Origin of the sequence: Hoeflea sp. (genome assembly GCF_039975035.1) — a bacterium.
GTDB lineage: Bacteria > Pseudomonadota > Alphaproteobacteria > Rhizobiales > Rhizobiaceae > Hoeflea.
Genome location: NZ_JBDWHW010000150.1, coordinates 1 through 21,485, shown reverse-complemented (window position 1 = coordinate 21,485; position 21,485 = coordinate 1). Strand labels below are relative to the sequence as shown.

Genomic DNA, 21,485 nt, shown 5'->3' with positions numbered 1-21,485 from the left:
GTCTTCCTTACGCGCCACGCGGGCGCCGATGCCTTCCATTCCCATGTCTCAAACTCCTCCGGTTGGGTGTTGGAGAAAAGCCGGTGCGGACTATTTCGACCGGGCTGCCGGACAGTAATCTGAAGCTGATACAAAAACCGGATCGACTACCCGGTTCGAGCGCTTTCAATCACCAATCCCTTGCCTGTCTCTCGATGGTCCGCATTGTCTGCCGCCTTTCGCCATTGCCTGTTCAGGCTTTGCCTATTCGGCCGCGATCCTGGTGCCGTCGCCCATCTTGGACGCCGCATCGAGAATGGCTTTGACGATATTATGGTAGCCGGTACAGCGGCAGATATTGCCTTCCAGCTCCGCCCGGACGGTCTTTTCATCAAGCTGGCCACCGTGCCGCTTGATCATGTCGACAGCCGACATGATCATGCCCGGCGTGCAAAATCCGCACTGCAGGCCGTGATGCTCGCGAAATGCCGCCTGCACCGGATGCAATTCTCCACCGGAGGCCAGTCCCTCGATGGTCATGACCTCCGACCCGTCGGCCTGCGCGGCGAGCATTGTGCAGGATTTGACAGCCTTGCCATCAACATGAACAACACAGGCACCGCACTGGGATGTATCACACCCGACATGCGTTCCCGTAAGCCCGAGATTTTCACGAATAAACTGGACCAGAAGCGTCCGGTCCTCACATTGGCCGGAGACGGTTCGCCCGTTCACGGTCATTGATACAGTCGCCATCAATTTCCTCCCTGGAGTGCACATTGCTCTCTCACCCTTCGGCTATCATTTTCTTTTTTTGCAAAAGGATCAACAGGGAAACTGGGAATAATGCGCCAACCCTTCAAGACAGCCGGCAAGACTGGCGAGACTGTGGAGGTATTTTTCTCATGCGACCCTGCAGCCGGCCGGGGAGTATAAGCCTTTCGTCTGCGTTTGGATAAGGCGCTTGTCGGCCAAAGTTTTTTCTGCCTATAATTAACTGAACGGTCGGTTAATCTGATTTCCGCCGTTACGAGGAGACGTGAGCCGCCATTTGGCAGCCGGGCAGGTTGCGGATGACGACATCGGGGCAATGATATGCAACAAACCCTAGGCAGTTACAAAAATTAACCCTACTTTCTGGGGAACAGCGGTTTTGGGGCCGCATAATCAATCTGGGAGGATACAATGAAAAAGCGCAATTTCCTGAAATCCGCCGCTGTTGCGGCGCTCGCATTGTCTGCATTTGGCGCATCATCGGTTGGTGCTGCCGCGCAGGAGGTCACCTTGCGGATGCACCAGTTCCTGCCGGCCCAGGCCAATGTGCCGGCAGGCGTTCTTATCCCGTGGGCCGAGAAGATCGGCACCGAGTCCGGCGGACGCATCAAGGTTGAGGTATTCTCGGGCATGGCGCTGGGCGGCACGCCGCCGCAACTGATGGATCAGGCCCGCGACGGCGTGGTCGACATTGTATGGACCCTGCCCGGCTACACACCTGGACGGTTTCCCCGCGTTGAGGTCTTCGAGCTTCCCTTCATGATGACCAATGCGGAAGCCACCTCCCGCGCCTACTGGGACCTTTTCAAGTCCGATATGGAAGCCCAGGAATTCCAGGGCATCAAGATCCTGGCAACCTGGGTGCACGGCCCTGGCGTCATTCATGCCAAGGGTGAGGGTGTGCGCAAGCTCGAAGACATGCAGGGCAAGAAACTGCGCGGTCCGACGCGGGTCATCAACGGCCTGCTCGCCGAACTCGGCGCCGAGCCGGTCGGCATGCCGGTTCCCGCAATCCCGGAAGCACTGTCCAAGGGCGTGATCGACGGAACCGTCATTCCCTGGGAAGTGACCCCGTCGCTCAAGATTGCTGAACTCGTCGACACGCACACCGAGTTCTCCGGCGACCACGCGCTCTACACCGCAGCCTTTGTGCTTGCCATGAATCAGGCCAAATACGATAGCCTTCCAGATGACCTCAAGAAGGTGATCGACGATAACACCGGCGCGGATTTCTCGGCCTTCGCCGGCAAGACGCAAGCCTCCTTCGATGCGCCCGGACGCAAGATCGCCGAGGACACTGGCAACGAAATCATTGTTCTGGACGAGGCTGAAGTGGCGCGCTGGAAAGAAGTCGGCGAAAAGGTACGTGACGCCTGGTTTGTCGAAATGAAAGACAAGGGCATCGACGGCGAGGCCCTTTACGCCAAGGCGCAGGAGATGATCGCCAACAACACCAAGTAAGTCGGCAGACCACACAGATCCGGCGAAGTTCGGCCTCGACAGGCTTGCGCTTCGCCGGTCCGATATTGCGAGTTTCGACGATGACCATACTTGTTGCCGGCGCCGGCATTGCCGGATTGACCTTTGCGTTGACTTGCCGCCAGATCGGTGTTCCGGTCAGGCTGTTCGAGCAGGTCGAGGAAATTCATCCGCTTGGTGTGGGAATCAATCTGCAACCCCATGCCATCCGCGAACTGATGGAGTTAGGTCTCGATGCCTGGTTCGAGGACATCGGCATCCGAACCCGCGAAGTCGCATATTTTTCCAAACACGGACGTCCCATCTGGTCTGAACCGCGCGGGCGTGAGGACGGCTACAACTGGCCGCAACTGTCGGTCCACCGCGGCAAGCTGCAACTGATGCTGATGCGGGCCGTCTGCGACCAGCTCGGGACCGACGCCGTCGCGACCGGCTGGAAAGCCACCGGCTTTTCGCAGGACGCCAACGGCGTGGTCCTGCATCTGACAAACCGCAACGGCGAAACCAGAACAGAGCAGGGCAGCATTCTCGTGGCCGCTGACGGGATTCATTCCGCAATTCGCGCGCAGATGAATCCCGGCGAGGGTCCTCCCGTCTGGGGCGGTGCTGTCTTGTGGCGGGCCATCAGCCGCGCCAAACCCTTCCTGACCGGCGCCACCATGGCCATGGCCGGGCATGAATGGCAAAAATTCGTCACCTACCCTATTTCCGAAACCGACCCCGAAACCGGGCTCGCCGACATCAACTGGGTAGCTGAAATCAAGAAACAGCCCGATGCGCTCTGGAACCGCGAGGACTGGAACCGGGCAGGCAACATCGCCGATTTCCTGCCAGCTTTCGAAAGCTGGAAGTTCGACTGGCTCGACATTCCGGCGCTGATCAGAAGCGCGGGGCAGATCTATGAATATCCGATGGTCGACCGCGATCCGCTCGACAATTGGCGCGACGGTCGTGTCACCTTGATGGGCGACGCAGCCCACCCGATGTATCCCATCGGTTCAAACGGCGCATCGCAGGCCATTCTCGATGCCCGCGTTCTGGGCAAATGCCTGGTCGAACAAAAGATATCGCAAACTGCCCTGATCGCCTATGAGGACGAACGGCGCCCGGCCACCAGCAAGATTGTCCTGGCCAACCGCGGAAACGGACCGGATCAGATCATGCAGGTGGTGGAAGAAAAATGTCAGGGCTTGTTCGACGCGATAGACGAGGTGATGAGCCCGCAGGAACTCGCCGATCACGCCGGCCGCTACAAGGCGTTGGCCGGGTTCGATCGTGAAACACTCAACTCGCGCCCGCCGCTGATTCCGGGGCGCGACATTCAGGATATGGCCAATGCTTGACCGGATTGACCGCTTGATGCGGCTGTTGGCGGGCTTTCTGGCCATCCTGGGCGGTTTGGCACTGATTGCGGTCATCCTGACCACGGTGACATCGGTAACCGGACGAGCACTGCTCTGGATCGGTCTCGGCCCGATCCGCGGTGATTTCGAACTTGTCGAACTGGGCACCGGGTTTGCAGTTTTCGCGTTTCTGCCCTGGGTTCAGATCAACCGCGGCCATGCGTCGGTGGAAATCCTGACCATGCATATGGGCGGCCGGATTAACCGGTTTATCGATATGGTCGCTGATCTGCTGATGCTAGCAATCGCGCTGCTGTTGACCTGGAAGCACTGGGACGGAACCCTCGACAAGCTGGCCTACGGTGAAACCACCTTCATCATCCAGTACCCTATCTGGTGGGCCTACGCGTCCGGCCTCATCGGCGCTATCGGCTTTGTGCTGGTAAGCTTCTGGTGCGTGGTTCTGAGCGCCAGGGCGCTTGTCACCGGGCAGGATCAGGCCCACGGGGAAATTGTGCATTGACCAACATCGACATCGCGCTGCTTTCCTTTCCTGTTTTGCTGGTCCTGATCTTCCTGCGGATCCCCATCGGTCTGGCCATGCTGATAGCGGGCATCGGCGGCAGCTATTTCATCAACGGCTCGTTCCTGATGATTTTCGCCCAACTCAAGAACCTGACCTGGGGCACGTTTTCCAGCTACTCGCTGTCGATCATTCCGCTGTTTCTGCTGATGGGACAGTTCGCCACCCTGGGCGGCATGTCGCAGGCGCTGTTCAAGGCAGCCGAAACCTGGATGGGCCACAGGAAGGGCGGCGTCGCCATGGCCGCTGTCGGCGCCTGCGCGGGTTTTGGCGCGATTTGCGGCTCGTCGCTGGCGACGGCTGCCACCATGGGACAGGTCGCACTGCCGGAACTGCGCCGCTACGGCTATTCCGGCGAACTCGCAACCGGCGCGCTTGCCGCCGGCGGCACGCTCGGCATACTCATTCCGCCTTCGGTGATCCTGGTGATCTACGCCATCCTGACCGAACAGAACATCGCCAAGCTGTTTGTCGCGGCCTTCATTCCTGGCATCCTGGCCGCAATTGGCTACATGATCGCCATCGCCATCTATGTCCGGCTCAAGCCCGGCTCCGCAGGTCACCGGGAACGCGCGCCCTCTTCCGAACGGCTCTCAAGCCTGGTCGCGGTCTGGCCGGTCCTGCTCGTATTCATCGCCGTGGTCGGCGGCATCTATGCCGGCATCTTCACTCCCACCGAGGCTGCGGCGATTGGCGCCTTTGGCACCGGTGTCATTGCGCTGGCGAATGGCGGGCTCAACAGATCGACGCTGAAATCTTCGATCCTCGCCACCGCCAGCGCCACCGGCATGATCTTCCTCATCGTCTTTGGCGCAGGTGTCTACAATGCGTTTCTGGCATTGAGCCTGTTGCCGCAGACCGCCGCCGCTTACGTCGGCAGCCAGGGCTTCAATCCCTGGGTGGTGATGGTCGCGGTTCTGCTGCTCTATCTCATTTTCGGTTGCGTCATGGACTCGCTGTCGATGATCCTTCTGACCGTGCCGATCTTCTTCCCGATCATGTCGGCGCTCGATTTCGGCCTTACGCCAGAGGAATTCGCGCTCTGGTTCGGCATTATCGTGCTGATTGTCGTGGAGGTGGGACTGATAACACCGCCGGTCGGCATGAACCTGTTCGTGATCAATTCGATGGCCAGGGACACACCTTTGTCGGCGACCTACCGGGGTGTCTTCCCCTTCGTCATGACCGATATCATCCGCGTCGCCATCCTGACCATGTTCCCGGCCATAACCCTGGTCGCCGTCAGGCTGCTCTACTGAGGTTTGCAGGAACTCGGCAAGTCCGCGCCCGGCTCAAACGCCGATCGCGCGGATGGATTGAGCCAGGTCCGCATCCACCGGAATTCCATTTTCCATGTAATCCGCGCGAATCTGCTGGCGTCTGCGACCGGGCAGACGCGCACCCTCGGTGCCTGCGACCATATCGGCCATCAACGCCATGCGTTCGGCGCCACCCGGCCCGAATGCATCCGGATCGATCGCGATAATCGCCTGACCGGTGCCCGGCGGATCGCCCTTGTCTTCGAAGAACGAAGTCGCCTGCCAGGCATAATTGGCGCCGGTCAACCCGGCGCAGAGCAGTTCTACCATCAGGGCCAGAGCCGTGCCCTTGGCGTCACCGAGCGGGATCATTGTACCGGCCATCGCGGCGTTGGCGTCGGTTGTCGGTGCACCATCTGGATCGAGCGCCCAGCCTTCCGGGATCGGCTCGCCTTTTTGTGCGGCCGCCATGATCTTGCCGCGCGCGACCTTGGACAAGGATATATCGACAACGACCGGTCCGGCTCCCGACAGCGGCGCTGCGAACGCGATCGGATCGGTGCCGAACAGCGCGCGCCGTCCACCCCACGGCGCCATCGCCGCCGGCGCGTTGGCAACCATCAGCGCCGCAACGCCGCGCTCGGCCAGGGCTTCGACGACCACGCCGGCGACCCCGCAATGGTGCGAACGGCGAATGCCTGCGATGGCGATGCCTTGCTTTTTCGTCGCATCGGGCAGCCAGTCAAGCGCCAGATCCATCGCCGGGTAGGCAAAGCCGTTGCCGGCATCGATTGCCAGTGCTGCCGGTCTGAGCATTTCGCTGGAAGGTATGGCAAAGCCATCGACCTTTCCGCTTCGCGCCTGCGCCGCATAGGCCGCCACCCGCCGCAATCCATGGCCGTTCTGACCGGCCAGTTCCGCAGCCAGCAGCGCGAGCGCCACCGAACCTGCATTCTCCTGCGAAGTCCGGCTGCGCATCAGGGCGCCAATGATGAGGTCGGTAACCGCCTCGGGCGTCATCGTTAGCATATCGCTCATGTCTTGTTCCCCAGCGCCTCAAGCACCTTTTCCGCGATTAGATGACTAACGCGCTCATTTGATTCTCCGGTGACACCGGCTATGTGCGGCGTCAGCACCAGATTCTCGAGATCCATGAATTTCTCTCCGGCTTCCGCCGTCAACGGCTCGACCTCGAACACATCCAGCGCCGCACCGCCGAGCCTGGCGTTACGCAAGGCCTCCGCCAACGCCGCTTCGTCGACGATTCCGCCACGCGCGGCATTGATCAGAACCCCGTCCGGCTTCATTGTAGCCAGCGCCCGCGCATCGATCATGTGCTGCGTCGCATCCGTCAGCGGCGTATGCAGCGAAACCACATCGGAGAGTTCCAGCACCGCGTCCAGCGACACATTGCGGGCGATCTGCCAGCCGGGATGATCGGCTGCGAGAAACGGGTCATAGGCAACGATCTGCATGCCCATCATATGCGCCCGCCAGGCCACTTCGCGGGCAATAGAACCATAGCCGACAAGCCCGATGGTCTTGCCGGCAAGCTCCCGTCCCATCATGGATTGCCGCGGCCAGGCGCCGGCAGCCACCTCTGCGGAACGCAGAAAGGCCCCGCGCAACAGCATCAACGCGGTCGTGATCACGTACTCGGCCACCGACAGGTCATTGGCTCCAGTCGCCGGGATCACCTTGATCGAGCGCGCCTTGCAGGCTGCGACATCGATATTGTCGAGCCCGACACCGAGCCGTCCGACCACACGAAGCTTCGGACCCATGCTCAACAACGCTTCGCGCACCTGGGTGCGGTTGCGCACGATCAACGCCCGCGCCGATGTCAGATGACCATGCATCGCTGCGGGATCATCGACCAGCTTGGGATCGTAATGGGTATCATAATGTTGGGCGAGGCGGGCAACTGCCGCCTCGTCCATGAATTCGGTGATGACAATATCCACCATGAAAAACTCGCCTGCCTTGTCCGACTAGGCCGAACGATAGAGTTTTGTCATGGAGAATTCACGGTGTCCGAGCGCTTCGGCTGCTGTGGAGCGACCGTTGGAGGTGCGAACGATCATCTCGATCAGCGCATCACCGGCTTCATCAATGGTCATATCCCGCCGCAGAATGCCCGAGACATCGACATCGACGTGCTCGCCCATGGTGCGAACCGTGCGCGGATTGGCGCTGATCTTGATCACCGGCACGATCGGGTTGCCGACCACGTTGCCCTGGCCGGTTGGGAACGTGTGCACCACGTAACCGCCGGCAGCCATCAGCGTGACACATTCCGCTGCCGCCGACGAGGAATCCATGAAGTACAGGCCCTTGCCGGTTTTCGGCTGCTCGGCAGGCTCGAGAATGTCGATAAATTTCGACGTACGGCCGATCTTCTCGAGATTGCCCAGCGCCTTTTCCTCGATCGTCGTCAGTCCGCCCTCGATATTGCCCTTGGTCGGCTGACTGTCGGACAGATCGTCGGTCTGATGGGCGAAGATGACGTCGTTCTGGTAGGCTTCCCACATCTTGTACCAGCGCTCGCCAACTTCCTCGTTGATTGCGCGGGCCTTGCAGATATGTTCAGCACCGGTGATTTCCGAAGTTTCGCCGAAGCAGCCGTAAATGCCTTCCGGCAAAAGCTTGTCATACATGTTGCCCACGGTCGGGCAGGAGCCCAGGCCGGTGGTGGTGTCGCTCTCGCCGCATTTGGTCGAGACCCACAATTCCGAGATCGAGCACTCTTCGCGCTGCAATTCGGAAGCAAAGTGGACATACTCCTTGGCCACCTTCGAGGCATTCATGATGGTCTTCAGGTCGCCATTCTGCTCGATCGAGAAGCCGGTCACCGGCTTGCCGGTGGCGGCGATGCCGTCGACGATCTTCTTGGTCCAGCCCGGCTCAATGCCGATCACCACCACGGCGGCCACATTCGGGTTCGCCCCGGTGCCGATCATGGTGCGGAAATGCAGATCAAGATCCTCACCGAACTGCAACCGGCCATAGGCGTGCGGAAGCGCCATCGTGCCCTTGATGTTGTTGGCGACCGCTTCGCAAGCCGCATTCGAGATGTCATCCACAGGCAGGATGATGACGTGATTGCGCACGCCGACACGGCCGTTTTCACGCCGGTAGCCCATGAATGTGAGATTGGAATATTTCGATGCCATGGGAGCCGCTCCTACCAACGCTTGGTCTTGAGATTGTGGGTGTGGACGTGGTCGCCCTTTTTGACGTCGGCAACGAACTTGCCGATGTCCTCGCCATATTTGATCGCCGTATCACCCGACTTGATGTCTTTCAGCGCCACCTTGTGACCGATCGGCACATCGGCATTGGAATCGAGCTCGAAACTGGAATTGTCATGGGTGACGACGCCGAGCATCTTGGTGCCAGCGGCAAGGCCTTCAACAACAACGACGCCGACATTGTCCTTGTGATCGTGAACGAGCAGTTGCGGTATGGTCAATCTATCCTCCTGATCCGGAAAAGCGTGAATTTTTCCGCCTGCCCACTGGACAGGTCTTATATAAGACATAAGATACAAGAAATTGGCGATGTCAACCGTCATCAGCTATGGAAAATGCTGAAAGCGAGGGAAAAATGACCGACGAGACGGAAAACCCGACCGGCCAGATTGGTTTCAAGCCGCTCTATGCCCAGGTGCGCGACCAGCTGGTAAAGCGTCTCGTCGATGGCACCTGGACGCCGGGCATGCCGCTGCCCAGCGAAATGGAACTGGCCCGCCAGCTCCATGTCAGTCAGGGCACCGTGCGCAAGGCGCTCGATTCCATGACTGCCGACAACATGCTGATCCGCAGGCAAGGGCGCGGCACCTATGTCGCCGAGCCGGAGGAAAGCCGCATCCTGTTCCAGTTCTACCGGCTGGTGCCTGACGAGGGCATTGCCAGCTTTCCCGATTCCAAAGTGATCAGCCATGGAGCAGCCAAGGCGACAAAGGCTGAAGCCACCGCGCTCGGCATAAAGGAAGGCGACGGCGTCTGGCGCATCGAGCGCATCCGCTCCCTTGCCGGCCAACCCATGCTGGTCGAGACCATAACCCTGCCGGCCGGGCGGTTTCCGGGATTTGGCGAGCTCACCGAAATCCCCAACAATGTCTACCGGCTCTATTCCGAACGCTGGGGCATCACCATCGCCAGCGCCGGCGAACGGCTGAAAGCCATTGCCGCAAGTGCCCGCGACGCCGCCAAACTCGGTTGCAAAACGGGCGAACCGCTGCTGCTGATCAGCCGGGTTGCACACGACCTTGAAAACCGTCCGGTGGAGCTGAGATGGTCGCGGTGCATTTCCCGCGACATCCATTACGCGGTCAATCTGCGCTGACACTCAATGCAAAGCCGGCCGGCCTGACAGCCCGGAACTGATGTTCGATTACCAGAGTTTCGCCGGTCACGATCATTGCCCCTTACATCACCGGGTAAAAACACTAGATTGGTACCATGAAACCTGTCTTGAGACGCTGGCCATCGGCCGTCATCCTCGTAATGGCCATCGTCGCTATTGCAATGCCTGCTAAAAGCTTCGCCACCGAGGCTGCCTGGGCCCGGCTGGCGCAGGGCGGCTACACCATTCTGCTCGGATATTCCCGCACCCCGGGCGGCGGGGAGCCACTCAGGCCGGATCTTGGCGATTGTGAGAACCGGAAAAGCTTGTCCGACCGGGGCATTCAGGAGGCCCGCCGCATCGGCATGCGGTTTGCGGCCCGTGCCGTATCCATCGGCGCAATCTATGCCGGCGAGTTCTGTCGTGCCCTGGAAACCGCCGAACTTGCCTTCGGGCGCCGCGAAGTCGAGACCAAAGCCTATCTCAATTCGATTGTCGGCGGCGCGGATCCCGATGTCATTCCGCCCGAACTGATCACCGCCGTGGAAGAATTCGACCGCGCCGGCAATCAGTTGATGGTTACGCATCCCGCGTTGATCAAGACCATTTCCGGCACCACGCCGCGTGAAGGCGAAGCCATCATCATCGCTCCGGGAGATAATCCCGGAGACAAGCCGCGTGTCGTCAATCGGCTGCTTCTCGATTAAGGCATTTCAGGTGGGTATCCGCCTGCGATCAATGCTTGGGATGATGCCGCTCGCACCATCGGTGAACGCCCGGTATCTGTCAGCTGCGGATAAACACATGCTCGGTATGCTGAACGAGTTTCTCGCCCGGCCGCAGCACGGCGCCGGCGAAGCCGGCATGGTTGGGACTGTCCGGCCAGCTCTGGGTTTCGAGGCAGAACCCGGCATGGGGACCATAGGGTTTGCCATTCAAACCCGCAATCGTGGGCTTGATCTTGAAGCCGGAGTAGAACTGCAGGCCCGGCTCGGTCGAGCGCAACTCCATGGCGACTCCCGACCACATTGATCGCGCCAGCGCAATGGTGCGGACCGGCTCGCGTTCATCCGAAATGCAATAATTGTTGTCGTAAAGCACCTGTCCGTCAGGCCCGACACGGCGGATCGGCCGCAATTCCCGGAAATCGAAATCCGTGCCCTCGACCAGTTTGATCTCGCCGGTGGGAATCTGGTCATCATCGACAGGCAGATAGTGATCGGCGGCGATCATCATCTCATGATCGAGAATGGTTTCCGACCCATCGAGATTGAAGTAGCTGTGATGGACGATATTGGCGAGCGTCGGACGATCGGTAACGCTGGTATAGGTGATCGCCATGCAGCCGCCGGGACGCAGCTCGTAGCGCGCTTCGATTTTCATCGTGCCCGGATAGCCCGACTGGCCGTCCGGATCGATGATCGAAAACACCGCGTGGTTCGTGCCGTAGCTGTCCAGAGTCCACAGCCGCTTGGCGGTGCCGGCACTGCCTCCATGCAGATGGGTGATGCCGCGCTCGTTGCACTCGAGCTGATAGCTGATACCGTCAAGCACGAACCGGCCGCCGGAGATCCGGTTGGCATGCCGGCCCGGCGTTTGCCCGAAATAAGGGGAATGGGCGGGATAGCTGGCAAAATCCGGAAACCCGAGCGTCAGCGGCGGCATATGACCTTCCAGCCGCAACTCCTGCAATGTGGCGCCCCAGGTCATGATCCTGGCGGTCAGACCACCGCCATCCAGCGTCACACGATGCACCGTCTCGCCATTCGCTGTCTGGCCGAATTCCTCGATCGCCATGGCTTGTCTCCGGTCAAAGGGGTTGGCTGACGTCCGCTCGCGGCATGACCTGATAAACGGGCCAACGCAAGAACGCCTTATCTGGTGAGTTGACGGGTCGCCGCCTCGAGCCCTGAAAGCGTCATGGGAAACATCCGGTCGCCAAACAGTTGCCGGATCAGCGCGGTGGAATGCGTATGGGCCCAATAGGCCTCCGGCGTGGGGTTGAGCCAGGCGGCCTTGTGGAAATGATCGAGCACCCGCCTCAGCCAGACCTGACCCGGCTCCTCGTTCCAGTGCTCGACCGAACCGCCCGGAGTGACAATCTCGTAGGGACTCATGGCCGCGTCGCCGACAAAAATGACGCGATAATCCGAACCGTAGGTGCGCAACACCTCGCTCGTCGGCAGCACTTCCTGGCGGCGCCGGCGGTTGTCGCGCCAGACCCCTTCGTAGAGGCAGTTGTGGAAATAGAAATATTCCATGTGCCGAAATTCGCTGCGGGCCGCCGAAAACAACTCCTCGACCACCTTGATGTGATCATCCATCGAACCGCCAATATCAAAAAACATCAGCAGCTTGACCGCATTGCGCCGCTCCGGGCGGGTCTTGACGTCGAGCCAGCCATGTTCCGCAGTGGACTGGATCGTGCCCGGTAGATCGAATTCCTCAGCCGCGCCCTCACGCACCCAGCGCCTGAGCCTCCTGAGCGCAATCTTGATATTGCGCGTGCCAAGCTCCACCGTGTCATCGAGGTTGCGGAACTCCCGCTTGTCCCAGACCTTCACTGCGCGCCGGTGCCGGCTTTCGTTTTGACCGATCCGGACACCTTCGGGATTGTAGCCATAGGCTCCAAACGGCGACGTCCCCGCCGTGCCGATCCACTTCGAGCCGCCCTGGTGCCGCCCCTGCTGCTCTTCGAGCCGCTGCTTGAGGGTTTCCATCAGCTTGTCGAAGCCGCCCAGGCTCTCGATCAGTTTCTTTTCCTCAGCGCTGAGATGTTTCTCCGCCATGCGTCTGAGCCATTCTTCGGGCAAGGCGCGGGCATCCACCGGGCTTTCTCCGGCAATGGCCTCCACACCACGGAAATAATGCGAAAACACCTGATCGAAACGGTCGATATGGCGTTCATCCTTCACCAGCGCGGCGCGGGCGAGATAATAAAAACCCTCGATATCGTAACGCGACAGCCCGGCCTCAAGCCCCTCGATAAGGGTGAGATATTCGCGCAACGAGACCGGCACTTTGGCGGCTTTGAGTTCTAGGAAAAACGGCAGGAACATGCGCGTCACATTAGCCGCAATACCATCCGCTTGCCAACCTGTTTAGCGGTTGCCGAACTCGGAATCGGGAAAATAACCCGTGCCGACGGTCACTGGTTTTCAGGCAACAAGACCTATCGCCGCGGCGACAATTTTCTCGAATGATCTGTCTTCCGCCACTCCCCAATCGGCTGATCGTGGATCCATCGGACTGGCTGCAGTTTCTCACACCATCCTGCAACAGGCCAGCTTGACCTGATGCGGATTGTTAGCGGCTGTACTTGACAAACGGTGTCAGTGTAGCGATCCGGTCATAGAGTTTTCGGGCCTCGGTGTTGAATTCCTGTGTCATCCAGTAAACCCGTGGGCAGCCCTCCGCATCGGCCCTGGCATAAACCGCCTCGATCAGCGCCCGGCCAACGCCGGTACCGCGAACCTCCGGGGAGGCAAACAGGTCCTGCAGGTAACACACGTGGTCAACCTGCCAGCAATGCCGATGGTAGAAATAGTGCACCAGCCCCACCGGATGGCCATCGCTGAGCGCCAGCAAGCCACGCGGATTATAGAACGTCGCGTCATTTGCCGCGTGATCGGAAATGATGCGGGCGAATGTGGTCAGGTAAACCTCTTCCGGCACGCTTGATTCATAGAATTCCAGATACAGCGTCCACAGCCTGCGCCATTCGGCCTCGTCGCCAGCTTCAACCGGCCGAATTTGCAATGTTGCCGCCACCGGATTACTCCCCCGTCCTTGCCACAACACGATCTGCGCCAATGTCGTTCATGTCAAACGGCGTGGTCTGGTAAACCTGGTTGATCCAGTTGCCAAACAGCAGGAACGCATGACTGCGCCACCTGTTCGAGGGCTTGTTGTCGGGGTTGTCGCCTGGAAAATAATTGTCCGGCGGCTTGATAGCCGTTCCGGCATTCACGTCGCGGAAATATTCCTCCGCAAGCGTGCCGGAATCATACTCGATGTGATTGAAGATATAGAGCCTGTTGGCGAATGTCTCGTGCAACAGACAAAGCCCGGTCTGGTCGCTTTCCATCAACACGTCGAAATCCGGCGTCAGGTCCTCACGCTTGACCTCTGTCCAGCGTGACACCGAGACTTGGAAATCGTCTGAAAATCCCATCAGATAGGGCGACGCGGGATTGAGATTGCGGTGCCGGTAAATGCCAAACGCCTTCTCCTTCAGCGCCCGCTTGGGCACCCGGTGGAAATGCCAGGCCGCCGCCATCGCCCCCCAACAGACAAAAAAGCTCGAATGCACATGCGTCGTGGTCCAGTCGAGGATTTCCTCCATCTCGGGCCAGTAGGTGACATCTTCGAACGGCAATGTTTCGATCGGCGCACCGGTGATGATGAAGCCATCAAACTTGCGATGCTTCACCTCTTCCCAGGTATGGTAGAAATTGATCAGATGATCTTCCGAGGTGTTTTTAGCGACGTGTGATCCGATGCGCACCAGCGTCAATTCGACCTGCAGCGGCGAAGCGCCGACCAGCCGCGCAATTTGCGTTTCCGTCGCTATCTTGTTGGGCATCAGGTTGAGCAAACCGATATGCAGAGGGCGGATATCCTGGCGCACGGCAATGGATTCATCCAGAATTTGCACGCCCTCGCGCACCAGGACATCGCGGGCGGGAAGACCATCGGGAATACGGATCGGCATGAGGCACTGAGCTCCAACGAAAAACCGGCCGCGAAACAAACGCTGCCGGTCCGGAGGGAAACTGTCCCGTCGGCCCTTTAGCGAGTTTTTTAACGTGGCTGCAAGCCGGCCGGCCAAATCACCACGAAACCCAATCTAAATCCGGTTGCACGCGAGGTCAATGTCCCGGGCTTGACACCGTTCAATGACCTGCGGACTGCTTTCGTTCACTCGGTTTGATGGCTCTCGCCGGGCGGATCCTGACTGAAAGGTGGACCCGCATGGTGCTTCACCGGTTCCCACCTGAATGCGGAGCATCTCAGACGGCGCTTTTGCTCCGGTCAGCAAGGCGGATCGGCTCGGCGATTGTCGGGGTCGCCACACGCACAAGATTGCGACCATCTGCCTTGGCCTGGTAAACAGCAGCATCGACATCAGCCATGGCGTCGCGAAGCTCATCCTCTGGCGCAAGTTCGCAATATCCGAAGCTCGCGGTAAGGTTGAGCCTGCGGCCTGACGAGACAATCTGCTGTGTCTCGATCGCGACCCGCAGCCGGGTGGCCACCAGCCGGGTCATTTCGGAATTGGATTCGGGCAGCAGAATACAGAATTCCTCGCCGCCGAGCCGCGCACAGATGGAGCCCGGGCCGGCCTCCCTCTTCAACAACTGTGCGACAGTCTTCAGAACCGTGTCGCCAACATCATGCCCATAGGTATCATTGACCCGTTTGAACAGATCGATGTCGCAGATGATCAACCCCGTCGGCAGCGGCGCCGACGCACCCCGCAGCACCGCAGCCCTGGCGTCGAAAGCGCGGCGATTGAGGAGACCGGTCAGCGGATCGGTTTCGGCCAGACGGTTGAGCCGCATCAGCAGACTGACCGAATGGCGCGCAAACAGCGCCAGACCGATGGCTATGGCGAAAATCGCATTCTCCGTCTGCATGGATGACACCAGCGGAGACATCTTGAAAGCTCCATCGGATACCAGTTCAGGCCCGGCCAGATGAACCCGAATGATCCGGTTCAGGGTTGCCGCCGCATGGACGAAGAAGATGACGGACACGACAATGTCGACGCGGTGGCTTCTCGTCCGCCAGACCAGAAACGCGCAAATCAGGTCAACAAAAACCGTAAACCCGCTGGCGGCGGCCACCCGCAGCCAAAACAGCGAGGGATAAAAATTGCTATAGAAAATGATGCTAGCTGCCACTATCACCCCGCATCCGAAGATCAATCGCGGGAATTTTCGGCCATAAAGCGAAGTCACGCCCCAGACCAGCAGAAAATGGCCGACGAATAGCGAAGTCAGGATTGCTGCCTGAAGCGCTGGTCGCAGCTTGCCATCGATCAGCATGACCGCAACAAAACCAACAACCGTGAAAAAGAAGGCACCGGACAATCTCAATGCAGGCAGATGCTTGCGGTCATGCAGGAACACCAGCAGAAACGCTACGCCTGCGGCAATGAATACCGCCGGCCCAAGCCATTGATATGTCAGATTGGCAACGATCAAAATTGGCGCCTCAATGCTTTCATGCTGTCAGCCAATGTGGCACCAATATATGGCTAATTCATTACCTGATGATATTCATCCGCCGCGTTGACGGTTCAGGAAGGCCAGCCGCTCGAACAAATGCACATCCTGCTCGTTTTTCAAAAGTGCGCCGTGCAGTTTCGGAAGCGCGTTCTTGGCGTCGCCGCGCAGGGTTTCCGGTTCGACATCGTCGGAGACCAGCAGTCTGATCCAGTCGAGAGCTTCCGAGGTCGATGGTTTTTTCTTCAGGCCCGCTGTTTCGCGAACGGCGTAAAACTGGGTCAAAGCCTCGCGCACCAGCGCCTGCTTGATCCCCGGATAATGCACATCGACGATCCGCTGCAGCGTTTCCATGTCCGGAAAGCGGATATAATGGAAGAAGCAGCGGCGAAGGAACGCGTCAGGCAATTCCTTCTCGTTGTTTGATGTGATGATCACGATCGGCCGCTGCCGCGCGCGGATAGTTTCACCGGTTTCGTAGACAAAGAACTCCATCCGATCGAGTTCTTGCAGCAAATCGTTTGGAAACTCGATATCCGCCTTGTCGATTTCGTCGATCAGCAATACTGTCTTCCTGTCGGCGGCGAAGGCCTCCCACAGTTTGCCGCGGCGGATGTAATTGGCCACGTCATTGACGCGCTCGTCACCCAGCTGGCTGTCACGCAGCCGGCTGACCGCATCATATTCATACAGTCCCTGCTGTGCCTTGGTCGTCGATTTCACCGACCATTCGATCAGGTCGAGCCCAAGGGCTTGAGAAATCTGGCGGGCCAGTTCGGTCTTGCCTGTGCCCGGCTCCCCCTTGACCAGAAGCGGCCGTTCAAGCCTGATCGCCGCATTGACCGCGACAGTGAGATCCTTTTCCGCCACATAGGCCGACGTGCCTTCAAACTGCATAAGTCCTCCATGTGCCGCCAATCGCGCGGCCCGGTTTCATATCATTGTCAACACCATAATCGGGGCCGCGATGCAACCCGCCGGCTGTAGCGGCGACGATGCAACATCGCCGGTTTGCGCAAGATCAAGGCATTGACACAATTGCCGGGACACAATGCAACCCGACCAACAGACCGTAGCGATTGGAGACTGACATGACGCTCTATCACATCCATCTTGTCATGGCCCGCAACAAGGATTTCCCCGACGGCAATCCGCGTCGCGGCTATGATATTCATGCGCCGCTTGACGCAGACGGCCATCTCGACAAGGCGGCCTGGGAAAAATCGCCATCATCCTGCACCGTGGTTCGCTTCTGGGACGGCGAGCGCTCGGAACTGGGTTATCTTGTTCATCATCCGAAAGGCGGTTGGGCTTTCGATTATGACCCCGCCGACGATGATGATGATGAAACCGGCTACCGGCTGTCCAACCACATCTTCAAGACTGGCGAATATATCTCGGTTCGCGATCATGGAGAGGATGAGTTGCACACCTTCGTGATCTCGTCGGTGACAAAGGTCGAGTGACCTTGCAGCGGCTTGGGCCGCGCAGGCTCAGGCATCACTAGCTGCCCTCGATTTCCTCGCGCAGCATCTCGAGTTCCAGCCACTCCGCTTCCATCGCCTCGATCTCGCTCTTGAGCGCATCGTGGGCTTTGGCGCGGGCGGCAAAGCCGTCCGGATTCTTTGCAAACAGCGCCGGGTCCGCCATTTCGGCCTCGATTTTCTCGAGTTTCGCTTGCGCCTCCCCGATTTTGACCGGCAATGATTCCAGTGCGAATTTCTGCTTGTAGGAGAGTTTGCGCGCGACATCCCGAAGCGGTGCCTGAAGCTTCGTAGCCGGCGAGGCGGCGCGGCTTGCCTCCTGCGCGGCCCGGGCTTTCTTCTCGCGCGTCTCGGCGCCGCGCTGTGCCAGCATGTCGGTATAGCCGCCGGCATAGGCAATCCAGCGTCCGTCAGGCTCCGCCGGATTGGCCGGCGCCAGGGTCGAGGTCACGGTTCGATCGAGAAAATCGCGGTCATGGCTGACCAGTATGACGGTGCCTGGATAGGAGGCGACAACTTCCTGCAACAGATCAAGCGTTTCCATGTCGAGATCGTTGGTCGGCTCGTCAAGGATCAGCAGGTTGGATGGCCGCGACAGTATCCGCGCCAGAACCAGCCTGGCCTTTTCGCCACCAGACAGATTGCGGATCGGCGTGCGCGCCTGTTCCGGCTGAAACAGGAAATCCTTCATGTAGCCGGTGACATGCTTGGCCTCGCCATTGACCAGCAGATTGTCGCCACGCCCGTCGGTGAGGTAATGCGCCAGCGTCTCTTCCGGATTAAGTACCTCACGGCGTTGATCCAGGACGGCGATATCAAGCTTCGATCCATGCCGCACAAATCCGCTGTCGGGCTGCAACTCGCCGATCAGCATCTTGAGAAGCGTTGTCTTGCCCGCTCCGTTGGGACCGACGATGCCGATGCAGTCGCCGCGATTGATCCGCATCGAAAAGTCGCGCACCACGGGATCCGCACTGTCATAGCTCTTGGAAATGCCTTCCGCCTCGATCACCAGCTTGCCCGAATCGCGTCCCTCGGCGAGCTGGGCATTGATCCGCCCCTGTGGTCCCTTGTGGCCACGAAAATCGGCGCGCATGGTTTTGAGATCCGACAGACGCCTCATGTTGCGCTTGCGCCGCGCGGTAACGCCGTAACGCAGCCAGTGCTCTTCGCGTTCGATCTGCCGTCCCAGCTTGTGCTGTTCGAGTTCCTCTGCTTCAAGCACGGAATCACGCCAGGCTTCGAAATGCTCGAATCCGCGGTCCAGCCTGAGCGAACGCCCCCGGTCGAGCCAGACAGTCGCCCGGCTAACCCGTTCGAGAAACCGCCGGTCATGCGAGATGACCAGAAGCGCGCCACGACCGCGCGACAACTCCTCCTCCAGCCATTCGATCGTCGGCAGGTCGAGATGGTTTGTCGGCTCGTCCAGAAGCAGGATGTCGGGCTCCGGCCCCAGAACCTTCGCCAGAGCAGCCCGCCGCGCCTCGCCGCCGGAGAGCGTTTGCGGGTCGGCCGCCCCGTCAAGATCCAGATGTTCGAGCAGGTAATTGACCCGGTGAAGGTCATCACTGGGGCCAAGGCCGGCCTCCGCATAGGCTTGGACGGTGGTGTATCCCTCAAAGTCGGGAGCTTGCGGCAAATAGCGGATGGTCGCGGACGGATGCCGGAAAATCTCACCCGATTGCGGCTCCATCTGCCCCGCCGCGATCTTGAGAAGCGTCGACTTGCCCGACCCGTTGCGCCCGACCAGGCAAATCCGGTCCCCCGGCTCAACCTGCAGCTCAGCACCGTCAAGCAACGGCGCTCCACCAAAGGAAAGGCCGATATCGTCAAGTTTAAGGATGGGAGGCGCCATGCTCAGGCTCCTGTAAAATCATGGGGACGGGCGACGACAAGCGCCCGCCCTGACACGAGGCTGACGGTCACCGGACCTTCAGCCACATTCGAAATCGTACGGGTGGCGCCAAATGCTATATCGGCCGTGTCCAGCGGATATTTCACATTTTCAAGGCTCAGCCCGGTCAGCGGCGTGAACCCGGCAACCGAAAACAGCGATCCGGCCGGAAGATCGAGCAGCCTCGATCCCGGCAACAGAGGCACCGCCTCCTCGGTGCCCGATGTCAGCACGACATCGAGACCGCGTTCGGCCAGCGCGATGGCCTGGAAGAGATGGCTCAGCGCATGATCGGTGCGGTCCCCGCCAAAGGCGCCAACCAGCACCAGTCGCCCGGCGCCGCGCTCGATGGCCTGCTCGATGGCCAGTTCGCCATCGGTGAAATTCTTTTCAGCGGGAAACGGAAGCCGCTCAGACGCGGCGTGCATTTCCGTGAGGTCGGGGGATGACGAATCGAAATCCCCGACCCACAACTCCGGGACCAGGCCAAGCGCTGCTGCATGTTTCATGCCGCCATCCGCGGCAATCGCACGCGCGCCCGCAATGAGCGCGCGGACGCGGTCGTCGATCTCCAGCGTCCCGCCCAGCAGGATCGCGAATGTTGCATCAGATGTCATGGTGGACAGCCAATAGCAGCTTTGGCCGGACTTGCCAGCGCCCCGAAGAAATTCTATGTCTGATCTCGCTCTAACGGGGTGCCTGGTGTTTTGCCGGGCTGAGAGACCAGATGGTCAACCCGAAGAACCTGATCCGGTTTGTACCGGCGGAGGGATTAGACGTGCACAACGCGCCTATTCCTGTTTTTGAAACAAAAGGAGGCGCCAATGATGCGCAATTTTACACTTCTGCCGGCCGCCATGGCGGCTCTTCTTGCCTCGATCGCGACACCGGCGGTCAGCGCCGAAAAGACGTTGACCGTCTATACCTACGAGAGCTTCATCGCCGAATGGGGTCCCGGCCCGAAGATCGAGACCGCCTTTGAAGCCGAATGCGACTGCGATCTGAAATGGGTCGGCGTTGCCGATGGCGTGGCGCTGCTGAACCGGCTCAAACTCGAAGGCAACCGGTCCGAAGCAGGAATCGTCCTCGGACTGGACACCAATCTGGTGACCGAGGCCAAGGACACGGGCCTGTTCGAGGCCCACGGCATAAACACCGACGCAATTTCAGTGCCCGGCGGCTTCGCCGACGATGTATTCATCCCCTATGACTACAGCCCGTTCGCCGTCATCTATGACACAGAAGCGATATCCAATCCTCCAACCAGCCTCAAGGATCTGGTCGAGGGCGATCCCCGGCAGAAGATCGTGATTCAGGATCCCCGCACCTCGACACCAGGCCTGGGTCTATTGCTCTGGGTGAAATCCGTCTATGGCGATGACGCGGCCCAGGCGTGGCAAACCTTGAGCAAACGCGTGCTGACCGTCACCCCGGGCTGGTCGGAAGCCTATGGCCTGTTCACCTCCGGCGAGGCGCCGATGGTCTTGTCCTACACCACCTCGCCCGCCTACCACATGGTGGCGGAGGAGACAGACCGCTATCAGGCCGCGGAATTCTCCGAAGGCCATTATCTGCAGATCGAGGTGGCCGGAATGCTGGCCAATGCACCCGACAAGAACCTGGCGCGGCAGTTTCTCGAATTCATGATTACACCGGGCTTCCAGAACGAAATTCCGACCCACAACTGGATGATGCCGGCGGCCCCGGTCACCATGGAGCTTCCGGAAGCCTTCTCAAAACTTGTCTCACCGAAGAAGACCTTCCTCTACTCCCCCGACGAAGTGGCTGAAAACCGCAGCGCGTGGATCGAGGAATGGCTTGGCGCGATGAGCCGTTGACCGAGACCCCAGTCCCGTGCTGACCCGGTCGGAGCACCGCACCGCAAGGGTGGGCGGCGTTGCCGCGCTGGTGTTCATCGGCCTTGCGCTGGCGGCGCCGGTCTGGGTGCTTGTGTCCCAGGGAACCGGGCACGGGTTGGCGACAAACCAGGCTGACTACCTGTTTCGCATCACCCGCTTCACCCTGGTGCAGGCCGGGCTGTCGACAGTCCTGAGCGTGGCTTTCGCGTTGCCGGTGGCGCGATCCCTGGCGCGCCGCCCCTCCTTCCGGGGGC

21 protein-coding genes, 1 pseudogene and 2 riboswitches are annotated in these 21,485 nt (G+C 59.8%); of the genes and pseudogenes, 9 read left to right on the top strand and 13 right to left on the bottom strand.

Features of this window, described 5'->3' with window-relative positions; all coding sequences use genetic code 11:
* Positions 1-243: 243 nt before the first annotated feature.
* Positions 244-735, bottom strand: a complete 492-nt coding sequence (locus ABJN75_RS13205; protein WP_348440056.1) for a (2Fe-2S)-binding protein — start codon at positions 733-735, stop codon at positions 244-246.
* A gap of 429 nt (positions 736-1,164) precedes the next feature.
* Between ABJN75_RS13205 and ABJN75_RS13200 the strand changes: the two genes are divergently transcribed.
* The 4 genes from ABJN75_RS13200 to ABJN75_RS13185 all read left to right on the top strand — a co-directional run bounded on the left by ABJN75_RS13200 (position 1,165) and on the right by ABJN75_RS13185 (position 5,417).
* Positions 1,165-2,214: a TRAP transporter substrate-binding protein gene (locus tag ABJN75_RS13200; protein WP_348440055.1), complete on the top strand. Its 1,050-nt coding sequence runs from the start codon at positions 1,165-1,167 to the stop codon at positions 2,212-2,214.
* An 80-nt stretch (positions 2,215-2,294) separates the two neighbouring features.
* Positions 2,295-3,575 (top strand): flavin-dependent oxidoreductase, encoded by a 1,281-nt coding sequence (locus tag ABJN75_RS13195; RefSeq protein WP_348440054.1) that lies wholly within the window; start codon positions 2,295-2,297, stop codon positions 3,573-3,575.
* A complete protein-coding gene (locus tag ABJN75_RS13190; protein WP_348440053.1) occupies positions 3,568-4,098 on the top strand; it encodes a TRAP transporter small permease subunit in 531 nt (176 codons plus the stop codon). Before ABJN75_RS13195 ends, ABJN75_RS13190 begins: the two co-directional genes overlap by 8 nt.
* Positions 4,095-5,417, top strand: a complete 1,323-nt coding sequence (locus ABJN75_RS13185) for a TRAP transporter large permease (RefSeq protein WP_348440052.1) — start codon at positions 4,095-4,097, stop codon at positions 5,415-5,417. The genes ABJN75_RS13190 and ABJN75_RS13185 overlap by 4 nt, the downstream gene beginning before the upstream one ends.
* A 33-nt stretch (positions 5,418-5,450) precedes the next feature.
* Here ABJN75_RS13185 and ABJN75_RS13180 read toward each other — a convergent pair whose 3' ends face one another.
* The 4 genes from ABJN75_RS13180 to ABJN75_RS13165 are packed head-to-tail and all read right to left on the bottom strand — an operon-like array spanning position 5,451 to position 8,889.
* Positions 5,451-6,455, bottom strand: a complete 1,005-nt coding sequence (locus ABJN75_RS13180; protein WP_348440051.1) for an Ldh family oxidoreductase — start codon at positions 6,453-6,455, stop codon at positions 5,451-5,453.
* Positions 6,452-7,384, bottom strand: coding sequence for a hydroxyacid dehydrogenase (locus ABJN75_RS13175; protein WP_348440050.1), 933 nt, complete (start codon positions 7,382-7,384; stop codon positions 6,452-6,454). Before ABJN75_RS13175 ends, ABJN75_RS13180 begins: the two co-directional genes overlap by 4 nt.
* Positions 7,385-7,408: 24 nt before the next feature.
* The gene (locus ABJN75_RS13170) at positions 7,409-8,590 is read right to left on the bottom strand and encodes a UxaA family hydrolase (protein WP_348440049.1); all 1,182 of its coding nucleotides are present in this window, start codon (positions 8,588-8,590) and stop codon (positions 7,409-7,411) included.
* Positions 8,591-8,601: 11 nt separating this feature from the next.
* Positions 8,602-8,889, bottom strand: a complete 288-nt coding sequence (locus tag ABJN75_RS13165; RefSeq protein WP_348440048.1) for a UxaA family hydrolase — start codon at positions 8,887-8,889, stop codon at positions 8,602-8,604.
* 134 nt (positions 8,890-9,023) lie between these two features.
* Here ABJN75_RS13165 and ABJN75_RS13160 point away from each other — a divergent pair, with 134 nt between their 5' ends.
* Complete coding sequence (locus tag ABJN75_RS13160) at positions 9,024-9,764, top strand: GntR family transcriptional regulator (RefSeq protein ID WP_348440047.1); 741 nt, start codon at positions 9,024-9,026, stop codon at positions 9,762-9,764.
* A gap of 128 nt (positions 9,765-9,892) precedes the next feature.
* The gene (locus ABJN75_RS13155; protein ID WP_348440046.1) at positions 9,893-10,471 is read left to right on the top strand and encodes a histidine phosphatase family protein; all 579 of its coding nucleotides are present in this window, start codon (positions 9,893-9,895) and stop codon (positions 10,469-10,471) included.
* A gap of 79 nt (positions 10,472-10,550) precedes the next feature.
* On the opposite strand, the gene ABJN75_RS13150 is transcribed toward ABJN75_RS13155, so the two are convergent.
* From ABJN75_RS13150 to ABJN75_RS13125, 6 genes are all read right to left on the bottom strand, one after another.
* Positions 10,551-11,561 carry an aldose epimerase family protein gene (locus ABJN75_RS13150; RefSeq protein WP_348440045.1) on the bottom strand — a complete coding sequence of 337 codons (1,011 nt, stop codon included), beginning with the start codon at positions 11,559-11,561 and terminating at the stop codon, positions 10,551-10,553.
* A 77-nt stretch (positions 11,562-11,638) separates the two neighbouring features.
* Positions 11,639-12,823 carry a VWA domain-containing protein gene (locus tag ABJN75_RS13145; RefSeq protein ID WP_348440044.1) on the bottom strand — a complete coding sequence of 395 codons (1,185 nt, stop codon included), beginning with the start codon at positions 12,821-12,823 and terminating at the stop codon, positions 11,639-11,641.
* A 247-nt stretch (positions 12,824-13,070) separates the two neighbouring features.
* Positions 13,071-13,535: a GNAT family N-acetyltransferase gene (locus ABJN75_RS13140; RefSeq protein ID WP_348440043.1), complete on the bottom strand. Its 465-nt coding sequence runs from the start codon at positions 13,533-13,535 to the stop codon at positions 13,071-13,073.
* Positions 13,536-13,539: 4 nt separating this feature from the next.
* Positions 13,540-14,478 (bottom strand): homoserine O-succinyltransferase, encoded by a 939-nt coding sequence (gene metA / locus ABJN75_RS13135; RefSeq protein WP_348440042.1) that lies wholly within the window; start codon positions 14,476-14,478, stop codon positions 13,540-13,542.
* A gap of 57 nt (positions 14,479-14,535) precedes the next feature.
* A riboswitch (SAM riboswitch) is annotated at positions 14,536-14,613 on the bottom strand.
* A 163-nt stretch (positions 14,614-14,776) separates the two neighbouring features.
* On the bottom strand, positions 14,777-15,973 hold the full coding sequence (locus ABJN75_RS13130; RefSeq protein WP_348440041.1) for a GGDEF domain-containing protein: 1,197 nt from the start codon (positions 15,971-15,973) through the stop codon (positions 14,777-14,779).
* Positions 15,974-16,048: 75 nt separating this feature from the next.
* Positions 16,049-16,891 carry a MoxR family ATPase gene (locus ABJN75_RS13125; RefSeq protein ID WP_348440040.1) on the bottom strand — a complete coding sequence of 281 codons (843 nt, stop codon included), beginning with the start codon at positions 16,889-16,891 and terminating at the stop codon, positions 16,049-16,051.
* A 194-nt stretch (positions 16,892-17,085) separates the two neighbouring features.
* On the opposite strand from ABJN75_RS13125, the gene ABJN75_RS13120 reads away from it, so the two are divergent.
* Entirely contained in the window at positions 17,086-17,460 is a 375-nt protein-coding gene (locus tag ABJN75_RS13120; protein WP_348440039.1) for a hypothetical protein, read from the top strand.
* Between the two features lie 37 nt (positions 17,461-17,497).
* On the opposite strand, the gene ABJN75_RS13115 is transcribed toward ABJN75_RS13120, so the two are convergent.
* Positions 17,498-19,333, bottom strand: coding sequence for an ABC-F family ATP-binding cassette domain-containing protein (locus ABJN75_RS13115; protein WP_348440038.1), 1,836 nt, complete (start codon positions 19,331-19,333; stop codon positions 17,498-17,500).
* 2 nt (positions 19,334-19,335) lie between these two features.
* Positions 19,336-19,989: a thiamine diphosphokinase gene (locus ABJN75_RS13110; RefSeq protein ID WP_348440037.1), complete on the bottom strand. Its 654-nt coding sequence runs from the start codon at positions 19,987-19,989 to the stop codon at positions 19,336-19,338.
* A gap of 64 nt (positions 19,990-20,053) precedes the next feature.
* Positions 20,054-20,161: riboswitch (TPP riboswitch) on the top strand.
* 68 nt (positions 20,162-20,229) lie between these two features.
* Between ABJN75_RS13110 and thiB the strand changes: the two genes are divergently transcribed.
* Both thiB and ABJN75_RS13100 read left to right on the top strand, forming a co-directional pair.
* Positions 20,230-21,210, top strand: coding sequence for a thiamine ABC transporter substrate binding subunit (thiB, locus tag ABJN75_RS13105; RefSeq protein ID WP_348440057.1), 981 nt, complete (start codon positions 20,230-20,232; stop codon positions 21,208-21,210).
* 16 nt (positions 21,211-21,226) lie between these two features.
* Positions 21,227-21,485 (top strand): annotated as a pseudogene (locus ABJN75_RS13100) (thiamine/thiamine pyrophosphate ABC transporter permease ThiP); the annotation flags it as partial.

Coding starts and splice junctions, on each gene's coding strand:
- ABJN75_RS13115 (WP_348440038.1), bottom strand. CDS start 19,333: ATGGCGCCTCCCATCCTTAAACTTGACGATATCGGCCTTTCCTTTGGT.
- ABJN75_RS13150 (WP_348440045.1), bottom strand. CDS start 11,561: ATGGCGATCGAGGAATTCGGCCAGACAGCGAATGGCGAGACGGTGCAT.
- ABJN75_RS13170 (WP_348440049.1), bottom strand. CDS start 8,590: ATGGCATCGAAATATTCCAATCTCACATTCATGGGCTACCGGCGTGAA.
- metA (WP_348440042.1), bottom strand. CDS start 14,478: ATGCCGATCCGTATTCCCGATGGTCTTCCCGCCCGCGATGTCCTGGTG.
- ABJN75_RS13160 (WP_348440047.1), top strand. CDS start 9,024: ATGACCGACGAGACGGAAAACCCGACCGGCCAGATTGGTTTCAAGCCG.
- thiB (WP_348440057.1), top strand. CDS start 20,230: ATGGCGGCTCTTCTTGCCTCGATCGCGACACCGGCGGTCAGCGCCGAA.
- ABJN75_RS13145 (WP_348440044.1), bottom strand. CDS start 12,823: ATGTTCCTGCCGTTTTTCCTAGAACTCAAAGCCGCCAAAGTGCCGGTC.
- ABJN75_RS13195 (WP_348440054.1), top strand. CDS start 2,295: ATGACCATACTTGTTGCCGGCGCCGGCATTGCCGGATTGACCTTTGCG.
- ABJN75_RS13110 (WP_348440037.1), bottom strand. CDS start 19,989: ATGACATCTGATGCAACATTCGCGATCCTGCTGGGCGGGACGCTGGAG.
- ABJN75_RS13205 (WP_348440056.1), bottom strand. CDS start 735: ATGGCGACTGTATCAATGACCGTGAACGGGCGAACCGTCTCCGGCCAA.
- ABJN75_RS13200 (WP_348440055.1), top strand. CDS start 1,165: ATGAAAAAGCGCAATTTCCTGAAATCCGCCGCTGTTGCGGCGCTCGCA.
- ABJN75_RS13125 (WP_348440040.1), bottom strand. CDS start 16,891: ATGCAGTTTGAAGGCACGTCGGCCTATGTGGCGGAAAAGGATCTCACT.
- ABJN75_RS13120 (WP_348440039.1), top strand. CDS start 17,086: ATGACGCTCTATCACATCCATCTTGTCATGGCCCGCAACAAGGATTTC.
- ABJN75_RS13180 (WP_348440051.1), bottom strand. CDS start 6,455: ATGAGCGATATGCTAACGATGACGCCCGAGGCGGTTACCGACCTCATC.
- ABJN75_RS13190 (WP_348440053.1), top strand. CDS start 3,568: ATGCTTGACCGGATTGACCGCTTGATGCGGCTGTTGGCGGGCTTTCTG.
- ABJN75_RS13175 (WP_348440050.1), bottom strand. CDS start 7,384: ATGGTGGATATTGTCATCACCGAATTCATGGACGAGGCGGCAGTTGCC.